Raw genomic sequence first — 13,833 nt, forward strand, 5'->3', positions numbered from 1 at the left:
AGCAGCCGGCGCTACTACTCGAATTGCTTCGCATGCAGTCCGCTATAAAATCCCCCGGCCGCAAGCAATTGCTCGTGCGTGCCTCGCTCGATGATTTCGCCGCCGTGCAGCACAAGAATTTGATTCGCGTCGCGAATCGTGCTCAACCGGTGGGCGATTACGAAGCTGGTGCGCCCTTTCATAAGAGCAGCCATCGCCTGCTGAATATGCATTTCCGTACGCGTATCGATGCTGCTGGTCGCTTCGTCGAGAATCAGTATCGACGGATCGGCCAAAATCGCCCGGGCGATCGTAATCAGTTGGCGCTGGCCGTGGCTCACATTGCCACCTTCGGCAGCAAGCGGCGTATCGTAGCCTTGCGGCAGCTTCATGATAAAATCGTCGGCTTTCGCCAGTCTGGCTGCTTCACGCATTTCCTCTTCCGTCGCATCGAGCCGACCGTAGCTTATATTCTCACGAATGGTACCGCTGAATAGATAAGCATCCTGCAATACGATACCGAGCATGCGGCGCAGACCGCTTTTGTCCCATGTGCGGATATCTTGCCCGTCAATGGTAATCGAGCCGGATTCGATTTCGTAGAAACGGGTAAGCAGGTTGATGATCGTCGTTTTGCCGGCCCCGGTAGGTCCGACCAGCGCAACGACATCGCCCGGTTCCGCAATAAACGAAACGTTTCGCAGCGTCGGCGCTTCGCCATACCGAAACGTCACGCTCTTAAACGCCACTTCCCCTTTAACCGGGCCGGGTTGTACAGCCTCCCCATCCCCTGCATACTCCGTCGCTTCGTCCAGCGTTTCGAACACGCGCTCGGCGCCGGCCATACCGGATTGAATCATGTTGTACTGATTGGCCAGATCGTTGATCGGGCCGCTGAACTGCCGCGAGTAGGCGAGAAAGCTGACGATGACGCCAATCGACGTATACCCGCGATAGGCCATCCAGCCGCCGGCGACAGCAAGAACGATAAAGCTCACATGATTCATCATGTTCATGATCGGCCCCATCATCCCCGACAATATTTGCGCCCTCGTTCCTACAGCCGTCAGCCTTGCGTTGATCTCCTGAAACTGCTCCGCCGCTTTGTCTTCTCGATTGAACAGCTTTACGACTTTTTGCCCGGAAATCGTTTCCTCGGTAATCCCGTTCAATTCGCCCAAATGCTGCTGCTGCGCTTGAAAATGCCTCTTCGTCCGCTTCGCAATCTCTTTGGTGAGCAGCGTGACGAGAGGGATTGTGAAGAGCGCAATTCCAGTCAGCCAGCCGTTCAATAGCGCCATCATGATAAGGGAACCGGTGAGCATAAGCATGCTTGCGATCAGCTGCGGCAAGCTTTGGTTCAGCGTATTCGAAACGTTCTCGATATCGTTCGTCGTCCTGCTTATCAGCTCGCCATGCGTTCGCTTGTCGAAAAACCGCAGAGGCAGCAGCTGCAAATGGGCGAACAAGTCGGTGCGCATATCCCGCACCGTACGTCCGGACACGCCTGCCATCACGTAAGCCTGCAGCCAAGTCACGACACTCGCGCCAGCGTAGACAGCTGCGAGGACGATGGACAGGCTCAGAAGTCCCTCCTTGTCGTGTGGAATGACATATCGGTCAATCGCCATACCGATCAAGTACGGCCCCGCAAGCGACATGGCCGTGCCGGCCGCAACGAGGACGATCACAGCGAACAGGCCTGTCCGCTGGCGGCGAATATACCGCCACACTCTCGTCAAAGCGGCTGCCGTATTTTGCGCTTTTCCTTTTGAGACTTCATCCGTTCTCCGTCTGCCGGGCACTCCGAGTGCGGCGGACAAATCTGCAGGATCGCCTTTTCCCCTTGCTAAGCCGCTATTCCGCTCGCTCATGTAGAAAGGTCCTCCTTCCATTCCTGAGAACGGTCGATTTCGCGATAGATGTCGCTCGTCAGCACCAGCTGCTCATGCGTACCCGAGGCGGCAACGCGCCCATTCTCCAGCACGATGATCGTGTCGGCATCGCGGATCGAGGCGATGCGTTGTGCGATCACGATACACGTACTTTGCGTCATCAAGCGCCGCAACGAACTTCGAATGCGCGATTCCGTCGCCGTATCGACAGCGCTTGTGCTATCGTCAAGAATAAGGATGCGCGGACGCATCAGAAGCGCGCGGGCGATCGAGATCCGCTGCTTTTGGCCGCCCGACAAATTGACGCCGCGCTGGCCGAGCATCGTGTCATAACCTTCCGGCAATTGCGTAATGAAATCATGCGCATCCGCCGCTTCCGCCGCGGCTCTCACTTCTTCCTCGGAAGCGTCCGGCTTGCCGTACCGGATATTGTCGCGTATCGTACCGGTAAACAAAATCGCTTGCTGCAGCACCATGCCGATCGATTTGCGCAAATGACGGGCGGCCATGTCGCGAACATCGATACCGTCGATCATCACTCGGCCGCCCGTTACGTCATACAGGCGCGGAATGAGGCTGGCAAGCGCCGACTTGCCCGAACCGGTCGCGCCGAGAATGCCTATCGTTCGTCCGGGTTTGACCGTAAAGGTGATATCCTGCAGCACCGGTTTGGACGAATCGGCGCCATAAGCAAAGCTGACGCGATCGAACGTCAACTCCCCTGCCCGGACCGCGTCAGTGACGGCGATTTCCGCATCGGCCATACCCGGATCGCTCTCCAGCACCTCATGGATACGATCGGCCGAAACTTGAGCGCGGGAAATGAGCGGCAGCATGCCGCCGATCCATATCAGCGACATCAACAGCTGCGCCAAATAACTGAGAAAGGCGATCAAATCGCCAACCGGCATCGTGCCTGCCCATGTCTGAGCGCCGCCGAACCAAAGCGCGGCCACGGTGCCGAAGTTCAGCAAAAGCATGAGCAGCGGCATGTTGACGGCGACGGTACGCGCCGCCTTTAATGCGGCTTCCAAATGGCTGCCGTTCGTACCTTCGAACCTTTGCCGTTCATAGCTGCCGCGAACGAACGCTTTCACGACGCGGATACCCGACAAATTTTCTTGTATGACCGTATTCAATCCGTCTAGCTTTTGCTGCATACGCGCATATTGCGGCAGCGAGATCCGGGCAACGGCATACAGCACGATAACCATCAGCGGCACTGTAAACAACAGGACGAGCGACAGCTTGGGACTGATCGCGATTGCCATCACGATGCTGCCGATAATGAGCCCGAGGCTCCGTACCAAGATGCGGAGCATCATTTGCACCGTGTTCTGCAGTTGCATGACGTCTCCCGTCAACCGGGTGATGAGCGTTCCGGATGTAAACCGGTCGAGACGCGCGAACGAGAACGTCTGTACCTTACGGAACAACCGCAGCCGCAAATCGGCGGCAAATCTTTGTGAAGCGATAGTCGAAAATACCGTGCAGCCTACGCCGCCGACAATTCCCACCAGAGCAACACTTATCATGACTAACCCTGTATTCCATATAGGCGAAAGCTCGCTCTTCATGACGCCATCGTTGATGATGCTTGCCATCAGCTTCGGCTGCAGCAAATCCATACAGACCTCCAGCAGCATCAGCAGCGGAGCGAGCAACGTAAACGCCCAATACGGTTTAAAAAACGATCGCAACTTCCACAAAATTGCAGCCCTCCGCTATTTAGTCGACTAACTATTTAACTCTTTTTGACCAAACTCGAAGAAGATCGTCCGCATCTTCGCTTCTTCAAGAAAGTAAGCTCGTGCAGCAACCGAATCTTCATTTATAGGTCCGACGAAGAGCAAGGTTTTCCTTGCTCTTCGTCGGAGACCGCTGCCAAGTTCCATTTACCCTTTAACCGAACCGACCAGCATCCCGGAAATAAAATATCGCTGCAAGAACGGATATACCAGCATAATGGGCAGTACTGTAATCATCGTGATCGCCATCTTCAAGCCCTCCGGCGTAACCGTATTGGCGTTTGCGTTCATGGCCCCCGATTGCATCAGGCTCGCGTTGTTCGCGTTGGAAAGCGTTTGGTAGAGCACATACTGCAGCGTGAAGAGTTCGGGATTCATCGCATTGTACAGCTGCGTATCGATAAAGCTGTTCCACTGCCCCACCGCCGAAAATAATACGACCGCGGCAATGACGGGCAGACAGAGCGGGAAAATAATCTTCCAAAATACCGTCAAATCGTTCGCCCCGTCCACGACCGCCGCTTCCTCCAGCGAATCCGGCAGGCTTTCAATGAAGGTTTTGATAAGGATCATGTTGAATACGCTGACGGCTGTCATGACGATATACACCCAGAACGTCTTGGAAAGATTCAGCTGAACGATGAGAACATACAGGGGAATCAGCCCGCTGGATAAATACATCGTAAACACAAAGAACTTGCGCCAAAAACGAACCGCTATCAAATCGTCCCTCGTCAAACAATAGGCCGCCATCGACGATACGAAAATCATGACGATCGGACCCAGAAGCGTTCTTCCGACGGAAATCAATATGCTGTGAAAGATAGCCGGATCTTCAAACGCCTTCGCGTAAGCGTCAAGCGTAAAGCCCGCAGGGAACAACAGCAAGCCTTGGGGCAATTTGCTCGTTTCGCTGAGCGAGTAGCTGGCGATATACAAGAAAGGAAAGAGCATGACAATCCCGACAATCGACATCCATACATAGTTGGCCGCATCAAAAAGCCGGTCGAACGCTGTTCTTTTTCTCACGACAGCTCCCCCCTTTACAGCAATGATTTGCCTGTTATTTTCTTGGACAGCCAGTTGGCCCCGATGACCAGAAGCAGGCTGACAATCGTCTTGATGATGCCGACCGCCGTTGCATAAGGGAAATTTCCGAGCTTGAGACCGAATTTATAAATATACATGTCCAGAACCTCCATCGTCTCCCAGTTGGTCGGGTTCGTGAACAGGTAGAAAAGGTCGAAATCGGAATTAAGCACCCAGCCGATATTAAGAATCAACAATATAACGAGCGTCGGCATTAAATTCGGCACCGTAATATGCCATATTTTTCTAAACCGTCCCGCTCCGTCCATATCGGCCGCCTCGTACTGCTCGGAAGATATGGACGTGATTGCCGCCATATAAATAACGCCGTTGTAGCCGAGGTATTTCCAGCCCTCCACAAAAATGATGAGAATCCATGAAAACGCTTTATCCCCAAGCACATTAATGCCTTGCTCGAGAATCCCGTTCTTCACCAGCGACACGTTGATCGCCCCGGTCGAAACCCCAAGCAGCGCATGAATAATGGCATACACGATTACCCACGAAACAAAGAACGGGAAGAATGAGACGGTTTGAATGATTTTTTTGAACCATTTCTGACGAATCTCATTTAACAAAATGGCGAACACCAAGGCGACGGTCAGGTTCAAAATAATAACCGATACGTTCATAACGAGCGTATTGCGAATTAAATAAATAAAATCGGTGCTTTCCATGAAAAACATTTTAAACTGCTGAAGACCGGTCCACGGCGCCTTCCACAGACTGATGCCCACCTGATAATTTTTGAAGGCGATCAACCACCCGAACAGCGGTATATAATGAAAGAGGACCGTTAACAGAACCGCCGGAGCCATCATTAGAAACAAATATTTTTGCCTGAACGCTTTGTTTATCCATGTTGCTTTCGGTTGCCGTACCGCTCCCGAGACGATCGCCAGCGCTTCCTGTTTCGCCATGCTCGCGATTCCCTCCTCTCCTGACAAACGCCAAATTAGAGAAAAATGGGGAATTTACAAGGTAGACTTCAATAAATTCCCCATTGTTTCGTTATTTCATATACTCTTTCACTTTGGCTTGCTGCTGCTGGAACAGCTGGTTGTACTTATCGACGACTTTTTGCGGGTTCAGAGCCTGATATTGCTTAATCAGCTCCTGCCAAATCTGTTCGAATTCCGCTTCCGACTTGGCCATAACCAGTTTCGCAGAATTTTTCACGCGAAGCTCGACGATTTTCTGAGAAATCATCCCCTCCGAGCTGGCAGGATCGATAATGATCCCGCTCGCCAGTCCCCCCGGAGCCGGTACGCCGTTCTTCCGGAACCAATCCTTCGAGTCGGCCCATCCGAGCGACTTGTAAGCATCCGCCACCGTCTTGGTCAAGGAGAATTCGTCGGAAGCCGCGGTTTCGTTCAAGAGATTGTAAGGCTGGTTATCCTTCGCCGTAAGCCACCTAAAGCCCAGGAACGACATGCCGGCACCAATGCCTTGCTTAGATAAATAATTCGGGTCCTCCTGGTATCCTTTTTTAAATTCGTCGGTCAGCACCCGTTTGCCATCGATCCGCTTGTAATGAACCCCTTCTACGCCGGATTGAAGCAGGATCTGCCCTTCCTCGGAAGAAACCCAATCGATCAGCTCGAAAATCCGCTTCGGATCCTTGGCGTTTTTCGTGATGATGACGGAGTCGTACGGACGCACCGTCTCTAAACGAAGATTTTTCTTCTGTCCTTCCTTGACCATCGTATTTGTCTGGATCGGCAGCTGGACGTAACCGAGCTCCGGATGCCCCCCTTTTTCCAGCGTCTTGTTGACCGTATCTTTGATCCACATCGTGTAATAGTAGCCTAACGCTTGGCCGGAATTGATTTTCTCCGTCACTTGGGTGAGCGTATCCGTGAAGCTTTCGTTGTCGAGCAGCCCCTCCCGGTACAATTTATTGAAGAACTGGTACGATTCCTTCGTATACGCGTTCAAAAGCATATCTTCGAATTTCTGGTCTTTGATATTGAAGATTACCCCTTCGTTGCCGACCGAGATATACTTATCCCCTTTTTCGTACAGAATGGGCATAATGCCGGCCATCCCCCATGACTCTGCAAAAGGAGCGACAACCCCGAGCGTTTTCTTGCCGTTCGTCGTCGGATGCGCAGCTATCGCTTTCTTCAGGAATTCCACATAATCATCCGTGCTCAGCAGCTTCGGATAGCCCTGTTCCTTGAGTACATCGTTACGAATGGCTATATCTTGGCATTCGCAAAAATTGTTGACATCCTGCGGAACGTTCGTTTCCCATTTGTACAATTTGCCGTCGCTCGCAGGCAGCCGCCAAAAAGGAATGGAAGCCTTATTGGCCTCGTTGAAATGTTTGGCATCCTTCAAATAATCGTCCAGAGGCAGCGCGGCGCCTGCATTGATGAATTTCGTTACTAAATCCTGACGTTCTACGCGCAGTAGCTCCGGATAGTCTCCGGAAGCGAGCATCATGTTCAGCTTATCCCGATAGTCGCCGTTAAAAGGAATGAATTCAAACACGATGTTGAATTTATCTTTAATCACTTTGCCGACGGGGGTCTCGTCGCTTTTCTTCACGACCGTTGATCCCGTCGAAGTTACCAGCACCCTGATCGTATATAACGATTTCTCCCCGGTTTTGGCGCCTTCCGATGTCGTTTCCCCCTGCTTTGAACCTGACCCGTTCGTACAAGCTGCCATAAATAGCAGCAAAGCCGCAACGCCAATCCCCGTCATCCGTTTCCAAAGTTTCAATGTCATTCCCCCCTTTAATTGTTCCTTGCCCTCATCTTACAGTTTAATAATTTGATCCGCATACGAAGCGCTCTTCCGGAAGTCGGGCATATCCATCGTTCTTCCGCCGTTCATAACGGACAGCTCGGATAACAGCGCCACGGCCGTCCATTCGCAGGCGTCGTAAACATCGATCGCCGGTTTTTCCAAGCCCTTGACCGCATTTACGAAGTCCTCGACGATAAAATAATCGCTTCCCCAATGACGCGCATTTTTCTGCTCTTCCGTCGCATTCTTGTAACGGTCCGGCAAATAATCGTGGAAGTCGCTCAGCGGACTCCACTTTCTTTCATACTCGGTGTCGCCGCCCATCGATTCCAGCCACACTCTGCCCTGGTCGCCCAGAAAGCTCGGCCCTTCGACGCATCCCTTCGTTCCCTGCAGCGAGTGATAGATACTGAGCGGCCGCTTGGATATGCAATCGTGGCGAAGCTTGATCAGCTTCCCGCTTTCCATCTGGCAAAGCGTGATCGTCGTGTCTTCTTGGCGGAAACGGGAATCCGTATGCCATCCTGTACCGAAGCAAGAAACGGAGCGAATCCGGTCGCCTTCAAACCATTTCATGACCGGCCCGAGGCTATGCGTCGGATAGAAGTTCCCTCGCTTGCCGAGCTGCCAATACTTGCGCCACGTCGGTGCGGATTGTTCTGCCGCGTCAACACGGTTAAATTGATACGCCAATCTGCGGACGTCGTGTACATATTCCCCTTCGCCAAAGTAAACGTCGCCCAACAAGCCATCCTTCACCATATTGGCGATAAGCTGATTTTCCGGAATGTAGCAATAGTTTTCCGCCATCATATAAACGCTATTAGACGATTCCACGGTTTCTTTCAGCCACCATAGTTCGTCCATCGTGACTCCCGCCGTAACTTCACAGAGCACATGCTTGCCTGCCTGGAGAGCCGCGATCGTCTGCGGTACGTGAAGCTGCATTGGGGTTGAAATGACTACGGCATCGATGTCCGATTCCAGCATATCTTCGAAAATTCGGTAAGTACGGGGTATTCCGTGCTCGCGCGCCGCTTCCTGGAGATACTCGCCATCCAGATCGCAAAGCGCTACAACCTCCGTATCGGGACAACTCTGGAAACCTTGAAGCGTACTGAGCCCGCGCGCTCCTACGATCCCTACTTTAATCGTCATATTTATCCTCCCGATCATAATGTTCAATATATTGAATTATTTTCATTATATTGAACTATCATTGTATTTTCTTTATTTACACCTCGTCAAGAAAGGTTGTTTAAGCGCTTTCATGGCTTTCTGCTAACGCTTGCTAGTACGATCCGTTACCCTCTCCCTACAACGGGCGGAACGAATACCGCCTCTTCCTTGCTGTTGGGACGCAGAAAATCCAAGTCGCATCCTTCATGAGGCTGCAGCACGTGATCCTCGAACATTCGCAGGTATCCCCGAACGTTTCGCCGCGGTGCCGGTGTCCACGCTTTCAAGCGGGCCCTTATCGTTTCATCGGGCACGTCCAGCTGCAGCGTTCCGCGTTCGACGTCGACTTCGATCCAATCGCCATTCTCCACAACCGCCAGCAGTCCGCCGGCTTGCGCTTCAGGCGAAACGTGCAGAATGACCGTCCCGTAGCTGGTGCCGCTCATGCGGGCGTCGCTGATCCGCACCATATCGCGAACGCCTTGCTGCAGCAATTTGCGCGGAATCGGTATGGAGCCCCACTCCGGCATCCCCATCCCGATCGGGCCGTAATTGCGAAGCACGAGCACCGATTGTTCGTCGACCTGCAGCTCGTCGCTATCCAGTTGCTTCAACATCTCCTCGTAATCGTCAAAGACAACCGCTTGGCCTCGATGCTTGTCCAATCCGAGCGAGCTGGCCGATCGTTTGAGAACCGCACCGTTCGGACTTAGATTGCCCTTCAGCACGACGAGACCGGATCGTTCCTTGAACGGTTCGTTCAGACCGGATATGATTTGCGGGTTTTTCGTTCCTTCCCGATACGTTTCGGCGAGCGGAGTGCCCAGCGCCGTCAAGCAGCTGCCTTCCAACTCGGGCAAGAGCTGATGAATTACGGCCGCCAAGCCTCCCGCTTCATAGAAATCGTCCATACTGCCGCTGCCGCTCGGCTGCAGGTTCACAAGCAGCGGGATATCCCGCGAATATTCCTCGTACCATTCGAGCGGTATCGTAATCCCAAGCCTTCCCGCAATCGCCGTCAAATGGAGCGCCGCATTCGTGGATCCGCCGATTGCCGCGAGCAGCTTGATCGCATTGCGGAAGGCGTCTTCGGTCATTAAGTCGGATGGCGTCAACCGCTCGCGTACCATACCTACAATCCGTCTCCCCGTTTGTTCCGCGGCTGTTTGCCGGGAGACATGCGTAGCCGGAATGCTTGAGGTACCGGGAAGCATCATGCCGAGCATCTCGGACATGCTCTTCATCGTGGAAGCCGTCCCCATGACCGGGCAACCGCCCTTCGTGCAGGAAATGCAGGCTTCCAACTCGTTCATATCCTCGCGGCTCAGTTCTCCGGCCTGATAATCCTCGAAATATCTCCACAGGTCCGTGCCGTAATTGACCTTCTTGCCGCGAAAGACGCCCGATGCGCGATGCCCGGCCGCCAGCTGAAGTGCCGGCAGATCGCAGCTGGCTGCAGCCATCAGCTGCGCCGGAGTCGTTTTGTCGCATTCGCATAGCAGCACCACCCCGTCAATCGGAAGTGATCGGATCGTTTCCTCCACATCCATGGCCATCAAATTCCGGTAAGGCAGATCGGAAGGCTTCATGAAATCGGCCGGCGTGGAAATCGTATGCATCTCGACCGGGTATCCTCCAGCCATCAACACTCCTCGTTTCACGTACTCCACTAGCTCGCGATGAGGGGCGTTGCAGCTGTTCAGATCATTCCATGAATTAAAAATGCCGATGATTGCCTTGCCTGCGAACGACTCGGGATCGTGGCCGCAGGCTCGCATCGCGGAAAGATGCTGGAAACGCGTCTCCGCATTCTCATGTTGGAACCATTGTTCGCTTCTAAGCCGCATTGAGTCGATCCTCCTTCTCCATAAAGTCAATCCGCTTATTGTTCAGGAGCCGGTAGATCAAGCGTCTCCTCCGGCATCCATACGTTTATGGATGAACCTCTTTTTTCTGGCCGCTTGAACCAGAAGGCACGCTAGAAATGCAATCATCAAGAGCGACGAGTAACGGTACATCGCGGCATATCCGGTAAACGAGGCGACTAGGCCAAGCAGCATGGCGCCCGATGCAACGCCGAAGTCAAGGGAGTTGAAATACATCCCGTTGGCTAATCCCCTTTTGGACACGGGGACAGCCTTGACCATCCACGTTTGCAAACAGGAGCGGATGCTTCCGTAGCCTATTCCGTAACAGATGGACCCTGCTAGGATTGACCATAAGGAAGCAGCGCTTGAAAGGAATAAGACGCATGCAATAACCGAGACCGCACCGGCAGTCAAAATACCCGCGTTTCCGAACCGGTCGTCCCATCTTCCGACAAACGCACGAGCGCTTACGATCGCCAAAGTGAAAATAAGAAAAAACAAACTGACATGCGCGATACCCGCTTGTACGCCGTAAAGCGCAAGGAAGCTGATAATTCCGCCGTGAACAACCGCCAACAAAAGATTCAACAGCATGGGGACGGACAGCAAGGCAAATGCTTGGCCGGAATCTTTGTTTTCAGCAGCCGCCAGGGGTGCCCCACCGGCAGTACGAAGCGGCCGTACAAGAGGCAGCAGGCCGAGCGCAAGCAGCGGTGCAGCCATTGAGGCGGTCATGAGCGGCTCCATTCCCCATTCATTCAGAAGCCGCAATCCAATGAGCGGACCGACCGACATGGCAATGCTGATGGATAAGCCGAAAATCCCCATCCCTTCTCCCATGCGTTTGTAAGGCAGAACATCCGTTGCCATCGTCGCAAATAGCGTACTGGTTATACCGAAACCGATGCCGGAAAAAGCTCTAAACAGCAGCACCCAAACGATGCCGTCCGTCCATAAATATCCGGCTCCCGACAAGATCGTTACGGCCAATCCCCAAACGACGATCGAATAATTTCTTTGTTTCTGTACCACCTTTGCGGCGAACAAACGCGAGATGATTGCAGTAAAAGCGAAAACGCTCGTGATCGAACCGGCAACCCAATCATCCGCACGAAAAGTATGTTTTACATAGGAAGGCAGCGTAGGAAGAATCATATGCAGATTGATGAATACCAATAAATTGCACAAGGCAAGTACGGCAAACGGCCTGGACCATATTTTCCCGGCGTCTGCGCCACAGTCGGTTGGCGGATTCACTTGCGCTCCTCTCTTTAGCGAAGATCGTCTAGAGTCCGGCTTGCAGTCCGGCAGCGTCGATCACCCCAAAACTTGTAAGCCCTTTCATTTATCAAAATGGCTATTTGTCCTACTAATCGTCTAAGTTCCCTATGTCGCCAAAGCCTCACAAGAGATAGCTGGAAAACTTGGTTTCAACTTCACATCTCCGATATTAAAGATTTATTATATCTATATTGGGGAACATACATTCATCTCTCCGGCGAATTGTTTTAGCTTATGGGTCACTCCTGCCAAGTTCGTCTTGATAATAGGCTATTTTCGCTTCCGATTCGTTCCTCGCCGTACTGCTCTTCGCAATCATCGTATCCCCCTCTTCTATGGTATGGTGGTTGTGCCTTACACCTTTATTCTAGAAGAGGAGCGCCGTGAATGTAACATGACAAAACCGTTATTAAAGCAGGGCAAAAAAGCACAGATGATGAAAGCACTTACGTTAAACTTCGCGTCCGACTGGTTTTTTTGTACTCCGCTGGAGAAACACCCTTGAATTTCTTGAATATCCGATAAAAGTAATTTAAATCTTTGTACCCGACCTCCTCGCAGACTTCATACGTTTTCAAATAGCCCTCTTCCAGCAGTTTCGCCGCTTTTTCCATTCGGATGCCGTTCAAATAATCGACGAATCCCATACCCGTATGCTTTTTGAACAGCTTTCCGATATACCCTTGATTAAGAAAAAACTTGCTCGAGAGCGTCGCCAAATTCAGATCCGTATTATAATGGCCGTTCACATATTGGACGATATGGTTGAGCACATCATGGTCGAAGCCGCCGCCTTTCTCCTTGATAAAGAAAGCCGTTTTGACGCATGCGGCCTCGATAAACGCGACAAGCTGCACAACGCCGTTTTCGGCACTGACATTCGCTGCATCGATATCATTGTCGAGAATGATTTTTAAATCGCCGCCGATTTCGTTCATCGTGGCTGCAAGCTCTATAAAAATGCCGATCATGATGGAATAAAGCGCCTTATTCGGCTCTTGCAAAGAACCCGCATACTGGGAAAGGCGTTCCGTCTCATGCAGAATGCCGGCCTCATCGTATTGCCGAACCTTGCTCATCAGGGCGGCATGATCCCAGGCCGAATCGGAATGGAAGTCGATTTCCATATCGTCGAAGAAAACCATCCCTGTTCCATGAATCAGCCGTTGCCATTTGGCGGCTCTGCAGCCGTTTCGATACGATTGGGGAATCGCCGCTGCACTCATCGCGTTATTTCCGAGTCCTATTGTAATATCGCCGCTTGCAACCTGCTGAATATCCGTATACAGCTCCGGCAGCACAACTTCTTTGATGTAACTCACGCCGCGCTCCCCGCTGTAAAGAAGGGCTCCGAGTTTATCCTTCTCTTCCGTTTCGAACACATACCCGCATTTATGCTTATCCAGCGTGCCGCACATGATTTCCTTGACGTTTCGCATGGAAATGCCGGTTTTCATTTCGCTCGGTATGCGATCCGCATGCCGTTCGCCGCCAAACTGAACGACAGCGACGCAGCAGGCGCTGTTCATCAGGCTCTGTCCCCAATCACCCGAATCGTAATCCGTTTTCTCCCACGCTCCGGTTTTGACCAACTGAACAAGAAGCTTCTCTCGTATAAATGCCTCCCGCTTTTTGAGCAAAAGTTTGTTTGTCTGTTCGGCATCCAGTTCTTTTTTAATGGATCGCACCGTGTTTTCCAGCATATCCCTGTTTATCGGCTTCAATAGATAATTGCGGACCCCGTACCGCAAAGCTTCTCTTGCATATTCAAACTCCGAGTAACCGCTGATGATAATGACCTTTGCGCGATTATTCGTCTCACTCAGTTTTTTTGCCAGCTCGATACCGGACATTTCGGGCATTCTTACATCCGTAATAATGAGATCGGCGGCGGTAGTATCCAGCTGTTTGAGCGCATCCATCCCGTTAAATGCAACGCCCGCAATGCCGAAGCCCTCGCTCTCCCAATCGATGATCAGCTTCAGTCCTTCGCAAATATTGGGCTCGTCATCCACGAACAAAACTTTATACATGCTT

At 52.2% G+C, this 13,833-nt stretch carries 9 protein-coding genes; all 9 read right to left on the reverse strand.

The window, feature by feature from the left end:
- Positions 1–14: 14 nt before the first annotated feature.
- The 9 genes from ACKGJP_RS19735 to ACKGJP_RS19775 all read right to left on the reverse strand — a co-directional run bounded on the left by ACKGJP_RS19735 (position 15) and on the right by ACKGJP_RS19775 (position 13,829).
- Complete coding sequence (locus ACKGJP_RS19735; RefSeq protein ID WP_409340529.1) at positions 15–1,853, reverse strand: ABC transporter ATP-binding protein; 1,839 nt, start codon at positions 1,851–1,853, stop codon at positions 15–17.
- On the reverse strand, positions 1,850–3,583 hold the full coding sequence (locus ACKGJP_RS19740) for an ABC transporter ATP-binding protein (protein ID WP_409340530.1): 1,734 nt from the start codon (positions 3,581–3,583) through the stop codon (positions 1,850–1,852). Before ACKGJP_RS19740 ends, ACKGJP_RS19735 begins: the two co-directional genes overlap by 4 nt.
- A gap of 186 nt (positions 3,584–3,769) precedes the next feature.
- Positions 3,770–4,651 carry a carbohydrate ABC transporter permease gene (locus tag ACKGJP_RS19745; protein ID WP_409340531.1) on the reverse strand — a complete coding sequence of 294 codons (882 nt, stop codon included), beginning with the start codon at positions 4,649–4,651 and terminating at the stop codon, positions 3,770–3,772.
- A gap of 14 nt (positions 4,652–4,665) precedes the next feature.
- Positions 4,666–5,631, reverse strand: coding sequence for an ABC transporter permease (locus ACKGJP_RS19750; protein WP_409340532.1), 966 nt, complete (start codon positions 5,629–5,631; stop codon positions 4,666–4,668).
- Positions 5,632–5,722: 91 nt separating this feature from the next.
- The gene (locus ACKGJP_RS19755; protein ID WP_409340533.1) at positions 5,723–7,441 is read right to left on the reverse strand and encodes an extracellular solute-binding protein; all 1,719 of its coding nucleotides are present in this window, start codon (positions 7,439–7,441) and stop codon (positions 5,723–5,725) included.
- Between the two features lie 36 nt (positions 7,442–7,477).
- Positions 7,478–8,626 carry a Gfo/Idh/MocA family protein gene (locus ACKGJP_RS19760; RefSeq protein ID WP_409340534.1) on the reverse strand — a complete coding sequence of 383 codons (1,149 nt, stop codon included), beginning with the start codon at positions 8,624–8,626 and terminating at the stop codon, positions 7,478–7,480.
- A 146-nt stretch (positions 8,627–8,772) separates the two neighbouring features.
- The gene (locus ACKGJP_RS19765; protein ID WP_409340535.1) at positions 8,773–10,494 is read right to left on the reverse strand and encodes a dihydroxy-acid dehydratase; all 1,722 of its coding nucleotides are present in this window, start codon (positions 10,492–10,494) and stop codon (positions 8,773–8,775) included.
- Positions 10,495–10,551: 57 nt separating this feature from the next.
- A complete protein-coding gene (locus ACKGJP_RS19770; protein WP_409340536.1) occupies positions 10,552–11,772 on the reverse strand; it encodes an MFS transporter in 1,221 nt (406 codons plus the stop codon).
- Positions 11,773–12,242: 470 nt separating this feature from the next.
- Positions 12,243–13,829 (reverse strand): response regulator, encoded by a 1,587-nt coding sequence (locus ACKGJP_RS19775; RefSeq protein WP_409340537.1) that lies wholly within the window; start codon positions 13,827–13,829, stop codon positions 12,243–12,245.
- Positions 13,830–13,833: the final 4 nt, after the last annotated feature.

Source organism: Paenibacillus litoralis (genome assembly GCF_046244365.1).
Lineage (GTDB): Bacteria > Bacillota > Bacilli > Paenibacillales > NBRC-103111 > Paenibacillus_V.

Excerpts from the sequence above, each read along its gene's own strand:
- ACKGJP_RS19735 (WP_409340529.1), bottom strand. The coding sequence starts at position 1,853 with ATGAGCGAGCGGAATAGCGGCTTAGCAAGGGGAAAAGGCGATCCTGCA.
- ACKGJP_RS19750 (WP_409340532.1), bottom strand. The coding sequence starts at position 5,631 with ATGGCGAAACAGGAAGCGCTGGCGATCGTCTCGGGAGCGGTACGGCAA.
- ACKGJP_RS19760 (WP_409340534.1), bottom strand. The coding sequence starts at position 8,626 with ATGACGATTAAAGTAGGGATCGTAGGAGCGCGCGGGCTCAGTACGCTT.
- ACKGJP_RS19765 (WP_409340535.1), bottom strand. The coding sequence starts at position 10,494 with ATGCGGCTTAGAAGCGAACAATGGTTCCAACATGAGAATGCGGAGACG.
- ACKGJP_RS19775 (WP_409340537.1), bottom strand. The coding sequence starts at position 13,829 with ATGTATAAAGTTTTGTTCGTGGATGACGAGCCCAATATTTGCGAAGGA.